General features: G+C 64.3%; 14 protein-coding genes. 4 read left to right on the plus strand and 10 right to left on the minus strand.

Going from position 1 to position 13,420, the window contains the following annotated elements:
• Nucleotides 1-123: 123 nt before the first annotated feature.
• Both gatA and gatB read left to right on the plus strand, forming a co-directional pair.
• Nucleotides 124-1,599 (plus strand): Asp-tRNA(Asn)/Glu-tRNA(Gln) amidotransferase subunit GatA, encoded by a 1,476-nt coding sequence (gene gatA, locus HS961_RS00890; protein WP_182325942.1) that lies wholly within the window; start codon nt 124-126, stop codon nt 1,597-1,599.
• Nucleotides 1,600-1,619: 20 nt separating this feature from the next.
• The gene (gatB, locus tag HS961_RS00895; RefSeq protein ID WP_182325943.1) at nt 1,620-3,074 is read left to right on the plus strand and encodes an Asp-tRNA(Asn)/Glu-tRNA(Gln) amidotransferase subunit GatB; all 1,455 of its coding nucleotides are present in this window, start codon (nt 1,620-1,622) and stop codon (nt 3,072-3,074) included.
• Between the two features lie 139 nt (nt 3,075-3,213).
• On the opposite strand, the gene HS961_RS00900 is transcribed toward gatB, so the two are convergent.
• The 6 genes from HS961_RS00900 to HS961_RS00925 form a co-directional block, all read right to left on the minus strand.
• The gene (locus tag HS961_RS00900; RefSeq protein ID WP_182325944.1) at nt 3,214-3,366 is read right to left on the minus strand and encodes a transcription initiation factor TFIID subunit D10; all 153 of its coding nucleotides are present in this window, start codon (nt 3,364-3,366) and stop codon (nt 3,214-3,216) included.
• 357 nt (nt 3,367-3,723) lie between these two features.
• A complete protein-coding gene (locus HS961_RS00905; protein WP_182325945.1) occupies nt 3,724-4,512 on the minus strand; it encodes a hypothetical protein in 789 nt (262 codons plus the stop codon).
• Nucleotides 4,513-4,619: 107 nt separating this feature from the next.
• Nucleotides 4,620-4,778, minus strand: coding sequence for a hypothetical protein (locus HS961_RS00910; protein ID WP_182325946.1), 159 nt, complete (start codon nt 4,776-4,778; stop codon nt 4,620-4,622).
• A gap of 41 nt (nt 4,779-4,819) precedes the next feature.
• A complete protein-coding gene (locus HS961_RS00915) occupies nt 4,820-4,948 on the minus strand; it encodes a transcription initiation factor TFIID subunit D10 (RefSeq protein ID WP_133857608.1) in 129 nt (42 codons plus the stop codon).
• 225 nt (nt 4,949-5,173) lie between these two features.
• Entirely contained in the window at nt 5,174-6,364 is a 1,191-nt protein-coding gene (locus tag HS961_RS00920; protein ID WP_182325947.1) for a hypothetical protein, read from the minus strand.
• Nucleotides 6,361-7,746, minus strand: a complete 1,386-nt coding sequence (locus HS961_RS00925; RefSeq protein WP_182325948.1) for a hypothetical protein — start codon at nt 7,744-7,746, stop codon at nt 6,361-6,363. Before HS961_RS00925 ends, HS961_RS00920 begins: the two co-directional genes overlap by 4 nt.
• Before the next feature lie 160 nt (nt 7,747-7,906).
• Here HS961_RS00925 and HS961_RS00930 point away from each other — a divergent pair, with 160 nt between their 5' ends.
• Nucleotides 7,907-8,380 carry a PaaI family thioesterase gene (locus HS961_RS00930; RefSeq protein WP_182325949.1) on the plus strand — a complete coding sequence of 158 codons (474 nt, stop codon included), beginning with the start codon at nt 7,907-7,909 and terminating at the stop codon, nt 8,378-8,380.
• Between the two features lie 58 nt (nt 8,381-8,438).
• Nucleotides 8,439-8,990: a nitroreductase family protein gene (locus HS961_RS00935; RefSeq protein ID WP_182325950.1), complete on the plus strand. Its 552-nt coding sequence runs from the start codon at nt 8,439-8,441 to the stop codon at nt 8,988-8,990.
• 61 nt (nt 8,991-9,051) lie between these two features.
• Here HS961_RS00935 and HS961_RS00940 read toward each other — a convergent pair whose 3' ends face one another.
• The 4 genes from HS961_RS00940 to HS961_RS00955 are packed head-to-tail and all read right to left on the minus strand — an operon-like array spanning nt 9,052 to nt 13,371.
• Nucleotides 9,052-10,143: an ABC transporter ATP-binding protein gene (locus tag HS961_RS00940; RefSeq protein WP_182325951.1), complete on the minus strand. Its 1,092-nt coding sequence runs from the start codon at nt 10,141-10,143 to the stop codon at nt 9,052-9,054.
• Nucleotide 10,144: 1 nt separating this feature from the next.
• Complete coding sequence (locus HS961_RS00945) at nt 10,145-11,011, minus strand: carbohydrate ABC transporter permease (RefSeq protein WP_238347731.1); 867 nt, start codon at nt 11,009-11,011, stop codon at nt 10,145-10,147.
• Complete coding sequence (locus tag HS961_RS00950; protein ID WP_182325953.1) at nt 11,001-11,987, minus strand: carbohydrate ABC transporter permease; 987 nt, start codon at nt 11,985-11,987, stop codon at nt 11,001-11,003. Before HS961_RS00950 ends, HS961_RS00945 begins: the two co-directional genes overlap by 11 nt.
• A 19-nt stretch (nt 11,988-12,006) precedes the next feature.
• Nucleotides 12,007-13,371 carry an ABC transporter substrate-binding protein gene (locus HS961_RS00955; protein WP_238347732.1) on the minus strand — a complete coding sequence of 455 codons (1,365 nt, stop codon included), beginning with the start codon at nt 13,369-13,371 and terminating at the stop codon, nt 12,007-12,009.
• Nucleotides 13,372-13,420: the final 49 nt, after the last annotated feature.

The raw sequence follows: 13,420 nt of genomic DNA on the forward strand, positions 1-13,420 counted from the left end.
CGGTGGGCACTGGCAACAGCCGGCTCCGGCCAGGGCTGCGGCGCCCGCTGCCGCTACCCTGCTGACACCGGCGCCCAGCGCCCTCCCCCCATTCACTGAGATCGCCAAGATCGCGAGATTTGCATGAGCATCCCTACCGAATTGCATGACTTGAGCGTGGCCCAGTTGGCCGCCAAGCTCAAAAGCCGCGAAGTGTCCTCCGTCGAGGCCGCGCAACATTTCCTGACCCGCGCCAAGACCCACCAGGCTCTGGGCGCTTACATCCATACCAATGACGAGGTGACCCTGGCTCAGGCCCGCGCCGCCGATGCCGCCATTGCCGCCGGCACTGCAAGCCGCCTGGCCGGTGTGCCCATTGGCCACAAGGACCTGTTCGTTACCCAGGACTTCCCCACCACCGCAGGCAGCAAGATGCTGGCCGGCTACCAATCGCCGTTTGACGCGACCATGGTGAGCAAGCTGGCCAGCGCCGGCGCTGTCACCCTGGGCAAGCTGAACATGGACGAGTTCGCGATGGGCTCGGCCAACGAGAACAGCGCCATCGGCCCGGTGCGCAATCCCTGGAACACCAGCCGCGTGCCCGGCGGTTCGTCCGGCGGCTCGGCAGCGGCCGTGGCTGCGCGCCTGGCACCAGCAGCTACCGGCAGTGATACGGGAGGCTCCATCCGCCAGCCCGCGTCGTTCTGCGGCATCACCGGCATCAAGCCCACCTATGGCCGTGCCAGCCGCTACGGCATGATCGCCTTCGCCTCCAGCCTGGACCAGGCCGGCCCGATGGCGCGCACCGCCGAAGACTGCGCACTGCTGCTCAGCGAGATGTGCGGCCCCGACCTGGACCGCGACTCCACCAGCCTGGACCACCCGGCCGAAGACTTCACGCTGCACCTGAACGACTCGCTGGCTGGCCTGCGCATTGGCGTGCCAGCCGAGTTCTTTGGCGACGGCCTGAGCAGCGATGTGCGTGCCGCCGTCGATGCTGCGCTGAAGGAGTACGAAAAGCTGGGCGCCAAGCTGGTGCCGATCAGCCTGCCGCGCACCGAGCTGTCCATCCCCGTCTACTACATCATCGCTCCGGCCGAGGCCTCGTCCAACCTCTCGCGCTTTGACGGCGTGAAGTTCGGCCACCGCGCCAAGGACTACAGCGACCTGGTGGACATGTACAAGAAGACCCGCGCCCAAGGCTTCGGCGACGAGGTCAAGCGCCGCATCATGACCGGCGCCTATGTGCTCTCGCACGGCTACTACGACGCCTACTACCTGCAGGCGCAAAAGATCCGTCGCATGATTGCCGACGACTTCCAGACCGCCTTCAAGGACTGCGACCTCATTGCCGGCCCCGCCGCGCCCACCGTGGCCTGGGCGCTGGGCGGCAAGAGCGACCCGCTCGCCAACTACCTGGCCGACATCTACACCCTGCCCGCGTCGCTGGCCGGCCTGCCGGGCCTGAGCGTGCCCGCCGGTTTTGGCGAAGGCGGCATGCCCGTGGGCCTGCAGCTGATCGGCAACTACTTTGCCGAAGCCAAGCTCCTGAACGCCGCCCACCAGCTGCAGCAAGCCACCGACCACCACCTGCGCCAGCCCACCGGCATCGCGAAGTAACGCAGGGAGGAAACCAGAAAATGACCGAATCAAGCATCAAGCTCATCAACGGCTACGAAGTGGTGATTGGCTTTGAAACCCACACCCAGCTGGCCGCCAACAGCAAGATCTTCAGCCGCGCCAGCACCGCCTTTGGCGCCGAGCCCAACACCCAGGCCTGCGCCGTGGATCTGGCCCTGCCCGGCACCCTGCCGGTGATGAACAAGAAGGCCGTCGAGTGCGCCATCAAGCTCGGCCTGGCGCTGGGCAGCACCATCGCGCCCGTCAGCATCTTTGCGCGCAAGAACTACTTCTACCCCGACCTGCCCAAGGGCTACCAGATCTCGCAGTTCGAGATCCCGGTGGTGCAAGGCGGTGAGGTCAGCTTCTTTGTCGGCGACCGGAAGAAGACCGTGCGCCTGGTGCGCGCCCACCTGGAAGAAGATGCCGGCAAATCCGTGCACGACGAGTTCATCGGCCAGTCGGGCATTGACCTGAACCGCGCCGGCACGCCGCTGTTGGAGATCGTGACCGAGCCCGATATGGGCAGCTCCGAAGAGGCCGTGGCCTATGCCAAGGAACTGCACAAGATCGTCACCTGGATCGGCATCTGCGACGGCAATATGCAAGAAGGCTCGTTCCGCTGCGATGCCAACGTGTCCGTGCGCAAGCCCGGCCAGCCGCTGGGCACCCGCCGCGAGATCAAGAACCTGAACTCGTTCAAGAACATGCAGGTCGCCATCGACTACGAAATCCGCTGGCAGATTGAAGAGATCGAGGACGGCCGCGCGATTCAGCAGGCCACTGTGCTGTTCAACCCTGACAGCGGCGAGACCCGTGCGATGCGCACCAAGGAAGACGCCGCCGATTACCGCTACTTCCCCGATCCGGATCTGCCACCGCTGGTGGTTGCTGACAGCTGGGTGCAGGCCGTCAAGGCCGACATGCCCGAGCTGCCGCGCCAGCGCGCCGACCGCTTTGTGGCCGACTACGGCCTGCCCGAGTACGACGCCACCACCCTGACCCAGAGCCAGGCCATGGCCGACTACTTTGAAGCCGCCGCCCAGGCCAGCAGCCAGCCCAAGCTGGCCAGCAACTGGGTGATGGGCGAGATCTCGCGCCGCCTGAACCTGGAAGAGATCGGCATGGACCAGGTCAAGGTCAGCGCCGCGCAGCTGGGCACCCTGATCGCCCGCATCCACGGCAATGTCATCAGCAACAACAGCGCCAAACAGGTGTTCGAGGCGCTGTGGACCGGTGAAGGCGCAGATGTCGACGCCGTCATCGACGCCAAGGACCTGAAGCAATCCAACGACACCGGCGCGCTAGAGGCCATCATCGACGAGGTGATCGCCGCCAACCCCGGCAATGTCGAGCAGTACAAGGCCGGCAAGGACAAGGCATTCAACGCCCTGGTCGGCCAGGTGATGAAGGCCTCCAAGGGCAAGGCCAATCCGGGCCAAGTCAATGAGCTGCTGAAGGCCAAGCTGGCCTGATCCTGCAAGAGCAAACGCCAGACAGCAAGAAGCCTCCAGCGATGGAGGCTTTTTTACGGGCTAGCCAGGCATGCACCCTGGCGGGCCCCGCTGGTTATCGCGCGGTGGCGGTTACCAGCTGCTTAGGCCAACGCGGGCATCAGCGCTGCTGCTGCGACCGGTCTTGCTGACCTGGCTGCTTTTGCTGCGGCGATTGCTGCTGGTGCTGCTGCTCTTTTTGCGAGCCGGGTTTCTGGCCCGATTGCTGCTGGTTCACCTGGTTGGGATTGCGTTGGCTGTTTTGCTGAGTCATAGCGGTAGCTCCTTCAAGATGATGACAAGGCAACATGCCCTGCCATGGCTCTATAGTCGCGCAGCGGCCCAGGGGCCGGTGTAGGAATTGACGAGCCGCCTGCTTCGAGACGTTTCTCGCCGCACATTTTGCAAAGCATTGGCAGCCATTGCCCCTGTGATCGGGCATGGCCCGGCGAACATCTCTTTTCCTTCTTTGACAGAAGTACAAGCGCAGGGCTTAGAGCCGCTAACACGACCCAGCAAACCGAAGGTTTGCGGTTGAGGCTGGGCGCCCCCGACAAGGCATCAAGCCGCAGACAGTACAAGCGTACGGCAAGGCTTGAGAACGACGTATCAAGGGTTGTGTTAGCGGCTCTTATTCCCAGCGGTCGGCCATGTCCTCGGTATAGCCCAATACCAAGGAGCGCTGCGATTGCAGCAGCACCGGCAAGGCTTGCCAGCCAGGGTGGGCCAACAATTCCTCATCGCCAGTGGCATACAGCAGCCGCAAGTCACGCACCAAGGCCTGGGCTTGCGCGGCATTGGGCGGCTCGGCGCGGGCCAGCGCCATCCAGGATGCGCCCATCGCAAAGAGCTGGTAGCCATGCTGCTGCGCCAAATGCTGGTGGATGGCATGGTTTTGAAAGCTGTCCCAGTCAGCGCTGAAATAGCCATTGGGCTGCCCTGCTATCAATGGGTCGTCGCTGGCCAGCGGCAGGCGCTGGATATAGACGACATCGTCCAGTAGCGCGTCCTGGCTGCGGTTGGCGGCGACTAGAGCTGCGATGTCGTCTGGGCTGGTGCTGAGACTGCCGCAGACCGCTGCCCAACTGCTGGGGTTTTGGGCTTGGCGCAACTGCAGCGCACGGTGCTGCAGCGCTTGCAGGTTCCAGGCTGCCTCCTGCGCTGGGTCGTCCCAATCCATCCCTGCTGGGCTATCCAGGTAGAGCCGGTCATCCATGCTGGCATGGCCACTGGTGTAGCTGCATTGCTGCACATCGTCCAGGGTGGCCAGATAGCGGTGATCGGGGTCCGCGGCGCGCAGCGCTTCAACCTGCGCCAGCAAGGCGGCGAGGCGGCCCACCTCCTCCAGCCACTGGTAGGCAAAGCCATAGTTGGCGCGGCGGTACGGCGGATGGGGCTGCGCGAAGAATCCGGTTTTCATGGTGGGCTGGGCGAGGTGGTCGAGAACGCCAGTATCGCCGCTGTATGCGATGCAGGCGCCCACGAAAAAGCCCGCTGGAAGCGGGCCTTGGCGCGGGGTTCAGAAGATCAGCACATCTGTGCGTTGTCCGGTGTCTTGGGCTCGGTGCCCAGCTGGCGCCGGTTGCACTTGCACTGCTGCTGCGAGTACTTGGTCTCGCGCAACGGCTGGCCCTGTTGCAGGGGCCAAGGCTGCTGCTTGGTCATCGGCAAAGGCAGTTGTTGCATGGGGTGCTCCGTGTTGTCTTCGTGGTCCGCGCAGTCGCAGATTACTTCTGCGATTGCTGCTTGCGGTCCTGCTGGCCCGGTTGCTGCTGCTTCGGGGATTGCTGTTGCTGCTGCTGCTCCTTTTTCTGGGCAGGCTGCTGTCCGGACTGTTGGTGGTTCTGCTGGCTCATGGCGTTTACTCCTTCAGTGTCAGGTTGGCGGCAAGCGCAAATGCCTGCCGTTGAGACATGGTGCCGCCCCAAGATGGCCTTGGCTGTAGGAGTTTTGGAGATTCGTCCGGCTTTACGTAAACGCGGCGCGCTATTTGAAAATTTTCTTTACAAAACAGCGGCTTATACACAGCAATATCTATCACCCGGCGCTGTATTTTTAGCTTGCACTATCACCTGCCTGCTTCAATCATCCGTTGGCAGCGCCAAACGCTTCTGCGGCTGAAAGTCGTACAGGGTCTGGCCGTCGTTGTCGATCACCAGGGCCGGCAGGTTCATGCCCGTACTCAGGTAAAAGCCGCCCGGCCAGGCCTGGGCGGCGAGATGCTCGCCATCGAATAGCAATTGCGGTATCTCACGCGTGGACTTGCGCCACACCAGCTGCAGGCTGTGCACATCCACGATCTGCAGCACCACCTCGGCAGCGGTGCTGGGGGTTTCGTCATAGCGCATCAGCAGCCGGTCGGCATTGCGGGCCAGCACCTCGCCGCTGAACTGCACCGGCACACTGGTAACGGGGGCGATCTTGGTGATGCCCGCCTCGCGCACGGCCTGGCGGCTGACCACAAAACCATCGCTCAGCGGCTGGTAGAGCTTGGGGGCAGCGCGCACCTGCTTGTCTGCGCTGGAATGCACGCTCAGCCGGGGCCAGCGCTCAAACTCACCGGGCCGCACTTTTTGCGCAAACTGCAGCAGAACCATGGGCATGCCGTACTGGGCCACGTCGGTGTCAAAGTCAGCGTAGTCGATACGCGTGACCGTTTGCGCGTACTGCGCCCAGGGGCGCTGCTGCCAGCGCTGCAGCCGCTCGGCCCAGGGGTAGAGCTCGCCGCTGGCCCAATAGAGCGCATAGCGGTCACCGGTATTGCTGGTCACATCCAGCAAACCGGGCTCGCGCAGCTCGCCAAAGTCGTACTTGGACACGCCCGTGCCCAGCTCCGCCGCAAAGCGCTGGCGCAATGCGGCATCCATGGGTTCAAACGCGGTTTGCGTGGGCAGGCGCTGCCACCAGTGCCGGTCATTGAGCAGCAGCGATAGCTGGCCATCGGCCTCGCTGCGCAAGCGGGCCGGCCGGCGCACCTGTGCCCGGGGCAGAACGATGCGCTGGGGCTCGCCCAGCAGCTGCTTGGCCTGCAGGTCGTTGCTCAGCAGCACAAACACATCCTCTTGCGCGGTGCTGTGCTTCATCACCCGCAGCATGCGCAGGCTGCCGTCCTCACCCTGGTAGATGGTCGATGCCTCCACCTCGCCCAGCTCCTCGGTTTTGTCTGCGCTGGGCTGCAGCAGCTTGAGGGTGACCGGCACCAGCAAGGGCAGCACAAAGAAGAACACAAAGCCCAGGCCCAGCGGCAGCCAATAGCGGCGGGGAATGCTCATCGCCTGGACCCGCTGGCGGCCATGAAGTCCTGCACCACCTCACCATCATCGCCCAGCAACAAGGCCGGTTGGCGCATGTCATTGAGCAGCAAAAATCCGCCGCTGACGGCCTGGCCGGTGACATACATGCCGCCTTCACGCTTGCCCAGCTGCGGCAGCTGGTCGATGGTGCGGCTCCACACCACCTGGTGGTTGGCCTTGTCCAGCAGCTGGATCACCCGGCCCTCTTGCCGCACGGGAGTGGGGTTGTAGGCCAACAGCAGGCGGCGCGCGTTCTCGGCCACCACATCGGCATGGAAGCGCGGCACCGCCGGCGGCACCACATGGATGCGCAGCAGACCCCGGTCATTGATGGCATAGGGGCGGGTCGCATAGCCATCACCCACCGGCACAAAGCTGCGCGGTGATGACTGCACCTCCGGGCTGCTGCTGAGCACGAGGTCAAAGTAACCGAAATATGCGGGCTGGCCAGGCTCATGGCGCCACCAGGATTGGACCAGCAACGCGCGGTCGGCCTCGCCCGTGGGGCGAGGCAGCGATTGGTAGCGGTAGTAGCTGGTTTCCTGGCCGTAGCCGGCTTGGGCTTTTTCGTAGAGGCGGTGGCTGTCTGCCGACGGCCAGATCTGGCCCAGCAGCCAGTACACCAGGTACTTGCTGCCGCTGCGTGTGGTCACTTCCAGGCTGTCGGGGCGGTCCCGCCGCTGGGGCGCTACGCCGACGATGCCTTCGCCCAGCTCGGCCGCAAACTTGGCGCTGAGCTGGGGCAGCAAATCCACAAAGCGCAGGCTGCCGGGGTCAAATCGCCACCAGCCGCGCTCCTTCAAAAACAGGTAGAGCTGGCCATCCGAGAAAAACTGCAGCTCGGCGCTGCCGGAGCTGCCGGCCCAGGGCATCGCCATGCGCTGGGGTTCGGCCACCGGGCTGCCGTCTGCCGCATCGCGCAGCAGCACGCGGTAGACCACATCGTCTTGCTCGCGGCTTTCATACAGCTGCACAACGACGCGCTTGCCCTGGTGCTCCACCAAGGTGGTGGCCTCGCTGCGGCCCCAGGCGGCAGGGTTCATCGCCCTGCCCTTTTCGGGCGCCATCAGCATGCTCTGCACCCGCTGGTGCAGCGGCGGCAGCCACCAGGGCATAGCAGCCACCAAGGCCAGCGCTGGCAGCAACCAGGGCCAATGGCTGCGCAAACGGTGCAAGCTTGGTTCGGACGCCGAGGGCTGCATGCGCAGCACCGTCTGGCCAGGGTATTGCTCTAGCTGGAACTGCGCGCCGCACTGCAAACAGGCAAAGTGGTCGCGCGCACCTGCGCTGCGGCAGTTCGCAGCGCCGCAGCGCGGGCAATACGGGGACGACAGAGAGGACGACGAGGACCAGACGGGCATAAGCCAGCGATGATAAACCGAGGGCGCAGAAGGGATGGCTGCGGCTTTGCAAACGAAGCTTGGCGCTGCTGGCCGGCGACTCCCAGGTGTCAGCCACCTCGCCCGCGCGGAGGCCTCAGCCGCTAATATGCAGGCTTTTGAATCTGCTGCGCCCTGTTCCATGACCACCACCGCCCCCTCTAACGCTGTAGCCACCGCCGTTACCAGCGATATCCCCGCCTACACCGTGGATGAGCCAGCCAACCAGATCTTTGGGCTCAGCATGGCCATGGCCGAGTCCTTTTTGCTCAAGGGCGAGGCCATCGGCAATGACCGCGCGCAGGTGCGCATGCCCTACCAGAAGCAATACACCAACAGCCGGGGCGACATGCATGGCGGCGCCATTGCCACCTTGCTGGATGTGGGACTGTCCTGCGCGGCACGCGCGCATGATCCGCTGCGCTACGGCGTCATCACCGTGGATCTGACCATCCACTACATTGCACCGGGCGCCGGCGATGTGGTCTGCACGGCCGTCTGCGAAAAGCGCGGCAAGAGCCTGTCCTTTGTGCGTGGCGAGTTGCATGACGATGCCGGCCACCTTTTGGGCCTGGCCACCGGCACCTTCAAGCTGGTCGACAAGCAGAAAATCTGAGCCTGCAAAAAACCGGTAGATATGGCATGCTGGCGGTCCTATTGCTCATCTTCTGACCATGACGCGCCAATCCACCCATGCCATCCATCCCCAGTTTCTGGACCGTTCCTCGCCCCGTGCCTTCTCCGGCAAGGCGCTGACGGCCAAGGACATCGAGACCATTGTTGAAGGCGCACGCTGGGCCCCTTCGGCCAGCAACAAGCAGCCCTGGCACTTTGCCTACGCAATCAATGGCGATGCCAACTGGCAAGCGTTCTCCACCATCCCCAATGAGTTCAACCGCCGCTGGTGCCTGAACGCCGGTGCGCTGCTGGTGGTGCTGTCGAACAAGGCCGAATCGGCCATGCACAGCTTTGACACCGGCTGCGCCTGGGGCTACCTGGCCCTGCAAGCCCATGCGATGGGACTGGCCACGCATGCGATGGCGGGTATCGAGCTGGCTGCCGCACGCGAGGTGCTGCAACTGGGCGAGCAATGGCAGGTCGAATGCCTGGTCGCCATCGGCGAGCGCGGCGACAAGTCCAGCCTGCCGGCCGATCTGGCCGAGCGCGAAACGCCCTCGCCACGCAAGCCACTGTCGGAAATTTTGAGCGCCGGCCCCCTGGCTTAAACGGCTGCGCGCAGCAACGCAAAGGCTCCCAACCGGGAGCCTTGTGCTTTATATGCTCGGTTTAAGCGACGTTCAGGCGCTCGCCACTTTGCCGGTCAAACACATGCCAATGCTGCGGCGCCGTGTGCCAATGCAGCGCCTGGCCAGGGGCCAACGCCAGGCGATCCTTGACGGTCGAAATCAGCGGCTGCTGGCCAAAGCGGCTGACCACCTGGGTTTCGGCGCCGGTGGGTTCCACCACCTCGACCGTCGCAGCGCTGGTGGCCACACCGCTCAGCGGCGCCACTGCCAGCTGCACATGCTCGGGCCGAACGCCCAGCCAAAGATCCCGCTCACCCTGGGCCTGCAAGCCAGGCAACAGCGGCAGGCGCTGGCCATCATCAGTCACCAGCTGCCATTCGCTCTGTGCTTGCTGCGTGCGGGCGGCAATCAGGTTCATCGACGGCGATCCAATGAACTGCGCGACAAAGGCATTGCGCGGCCGGTCATACAGCTCCAGCGGGGTGCCCACCTGCTCGATCAAGCCGTCGCGCATCACGACGATGCGGTCGGCCATGGTCATGGCCTCGATCTGGTCATGCGTCACATAGACGGTGGTGGTGCGCAGGCGCTGGTGCAAGGCCTTGATCTCGGTGCGCATCTGCACGCGCAGCTTGGCATCCAGGTTGGACAGCGGCTCGTCAAACAAAAACGCGAGCGGCTCGCGCACAATGGCGCGGCCCATGGCCACGCGCTGGCGCTGGCCGCCCGACAGCTGGGCCGGCAGGCGGCCCAGCAGCGGCTCCAGGCCCAAGATCTCGGCCACCTGCTGCACGCGCTGTGCGATGGCGGGCGCCGCCTGGCGCTGCAGCTTCAGCGCAAAGCCCAGGTTCTCGGCCACCGTCATATGCGGGTAGAGCGCATAGTTCTGGAACACCATCGCGATATTGCGCTCGCGCGGCGGCACATCGTTGATGATCTGGCCGCCCAGCACAATCTGGCCGCTGCTCACCTCCTCCAGCCCGGCGAGCATGCGCAGTAGGGTGGATTTGCCGCAGCCCGAGGGCCCGACCAGCGCGACAAACTCGCCCTCGGCAATATCGAGCGATATGCCCTTGAGCACCTCCTGCCCCTGGAAGTGCTTGCTCAGCTGTCTCAATGCAATCGAAGCCATCTCAGTCCTTTACGCCACCGGCCGTGAGGCCATGTACCAGGTATTTGCGCACCAGCACCGTGAAGAGCAGCACCGGCAGCATCACCATGGTGCCGGCCGCTGCAATCTTGGTCCACTCCCAGCCGTCGTACTGCAGAAAATTGACGATAGCGACCGGCGCCGTCACCGCCTGGGTGCGGGTCAGAATCAGTGCAAAGAAAAAGTCGCTCCACGAGAAGATGAAGCACAGCACGGCCGTCGCCACCAGGCCCGGCCGGGTCAGCGGCAAGGTCACATGCCAGAACGCCGACCAAATGCTGCAGCCGTCCATCCAGGCCGCCTCTTCCAGCGCCGTGGGTATGGCCTCAAAAAAGCCTTGCATCATCCAGATCACGATGGCCAGGTTGAAAGTCAGGTAGACCAGCACCAGGCCCCAGACGGAATCGAGCAGGCCCAGCCAGCGAAAGGCCAGAAAGAACGGAATCGTGAACGCAATGGGCGGCGCCATGCGCGTGCACAGCACCCACAGCGCCACCTGGCGCCGCTGCTTGAAGCGCCAGCGCGACAGCGCATAGGCCGCAGGCACCCCCAGGAGCAGCGACAGCCCGGTGGACAGCACACTCACCAGCAGGCTGTTGCCAAAGGAACGGGCAAAGTTGTCCTGCCAGAGGCCGGCAAAGGCCTCCAACGTGGGGCTGAAGACCAGATCCAGCGACAGCGCATCGCCCGCCGGGCGAAAGGCCATCTGCAGCATCCACAAAAAGGGCAGCAGCACGAGGACCAACACCAGCACGGCAGCGGTGCTGCGCAGATGGCGCTGTGCGCCTTGCACGGCGCGCTGCCATAAGGGCAGCGAGGGAGGCACGTTGTGCCAGGTCTCAGCGTGCATGGGCATCTCCCCGGTTCTTGCCCAGGCGGCTGACCAGCGCGCTCAGCACAAAGATGATGGCCAGCATCACCACCGCAATGGCGCTGCCGTAGCCCCAGTACGAGAAGTTGAAGGCCTGGATAAAGCCGTAGAAATTGGTCACCTCCGTCACAGTGCCCGGCCCCCCATTGGTCAGCACATACAGCAGCGGAAAGGCCTTGAAGCTGTCGATCAAGCGGAACAGCGCGCAAACCACCAGGGTGCGCTGCAGATAGGGCAGCACGATGTAGACAAACACCTGCCAGCGGTTAGCGCCATCGATGCGCGCCGCATCGACCGGGTCGCGCGGCACCATCTGCAGCTGGGCCAGCACCATCAGCATCGTGAACGGAAACCATTGCCAGACATCAGCCGCCACAATGGCCCACAGCGCGGTGTCGGGATTGGCGATCAGCGAGCGTACCGGCCAGCCCCATTGCTCCAGCAGCGCATGCAGGGGGCTGATGTCGGGCGTGTAGATGATCTTCCAGACGAGGGCAACCACAATCGGCGGCAGCACCATGGGGATCAGGAAAAACGTGCGCAAGCCCGCCAGCAGCCGGCTTTCGCCGTGCAGCAGCAGGGCCAGGCCCAGGCCGACGAGCAGCTGCAGCAGCACCCCCACCGATGAGAGCTTGGCCTGCACCCAGAGCGAATCCAGAAAGCGCTGGTCCTGCAGCAGCTGCGCATAGTTGCCCGTGGGCTGCCCAAAATGAAAGGTCGCTGCCGGGTCGGTCAGGCTCAGCGGCGTCAAGCTCACCACCACCAGGGTGATCAGCGGCAGCAGGGTAATGGCGGCCAGCACCACCAACGCCGGTGCCAGGCCCAGGCCATAGGCCCGTGCCGATTCGCGCTGCCAATTCAGCGTGGTGGCCGCTGGCGTTCGCTTGCCCTTGGCCTCGCCGGCCAGCGGCAAGTCGCCTGCGGGGCCGGCGTCGAGGGATGCAGTGGGCGGCATGGTCGCACTCCCTTGTGGATCAGACCGAGACGCCAGCGCGGCGCAACTCGGCAATCGACGCGGTCTGCGCCTGCTTCATCGCCTGCTCGGGCGTGCGCTGGCCAGTCACGATCAACTCGATGGCCTTGTTGATCTGCTGGTCCACTTGCGGGTAGGCGGCCACGGTGCGGTACTTCATATGGCCTTGCTTGGCCGACAGGTCTACCGACGCGGTCACCAGCGAGGCAATGTCATAGCCGTTGACCCGTTGGCGCTCGCGGTAGGTCGGAGAGTCGATGTCCGAGCGGCGCGTAGGCGAGCCATAGCCGGCGGCCACGGCGCGTTGCAAGGTTTCCTTGGACGTCGCCCAGCGGATGAACTGCCAGGCGGCATCCTTGTTCTTGCTGCCCACGGGAATGCCCCAGCCATGGATAGCAGTGCCCGGAAAGCGCCCGGCCACACCCTTGGGCACCTGGCCCCAGGCGGCAGACGCCGCCACCTTGCTGCTGGATTTGTCGGCCAGCTGCGAGAGGTTGATCTGGCCCTGCACGCTCAAATGGCTGCGCCCTGCCTTGAGCGACTGCACCGCCTGGTCGGAGGTGTACGAGACCACACCATCGGGCCCGTATTCGCGCAGCAGGCGGGCAAAGTAGTCGGCCGCCGCTATCGCTTCGGGGCTGTCCAGGGTCGGGAAAAGGTCATCGGGCGCCTTGCGGAACACATCACCGCCAAAGGCCTGCAGGAAGGGGATAAAGGTCCAGCCATAGTGGTTGTCGGTGACAAAACCGGCCGCACGCTCCTTGCGGTTGAGCAGCTTGGCGGCTTCCAGCCAGGCGTCTGTCGTATCCGGAAAGGCCAGGCCCGACTGCTTGAGCACATCAAAGCGCGAGGCGGCTGCAATCGTGACCTCGGCCTGCCAAGGGATGCCATAGAGCTGGCCATCGCGGCCCCGCTCGGGCGCCAGCGCGCCTTCCAGAAAATCGTTGACGTCAAAGCTCGCTGGCGTCTTGTTCGGGTCGTTGATATAGCCATCCAGTGGCGTCAGCCAGCCCGAGTTGATCCAGCGGCTCGAATAGATGAAGGTGACATTGACCGCATCAAACGCCGCACCCTTGGTGGACAGCTCCAGGTCGGCACGCTGGTTGTAGACCGGAAAGCCGGGCGTGTCGAAGTTCACCTTGGCGCCGGTCGCCTCCTCGAACTCGGGAATCCAGGGCCGCAGCAGCTTGGAATACGGCGAGCTGTACAGCGAGGTATTGAGCGTCACGCCCTTGAGCGGTTTGCTGTCCAGCGCCAGTGCCGGAAAGCCCAGCACGCTGCCGGCACCGGCCGCCAGTGCAGAGACCAGCAGCTTGCGGCGCGGCACCAAGAGGCCGCCTTCGTAGTGGTAGGTGGTTCGGGTCATGGAGAGTCTTCTTTTGCGGGCGCAAGCATTCATTGCCGCCTGCGCTGCG

It is taken from the genome of Comamonas piscis (genome assembly GCF_014109725.1).
In the GTDB taxonomy this organism is placed as follows: Bacteria; Pseudomonadota; Gammaproteobacteria; order Burkholderiales; family Burkholderiaceae_C; genus Comamonas; species Comamonas piscis.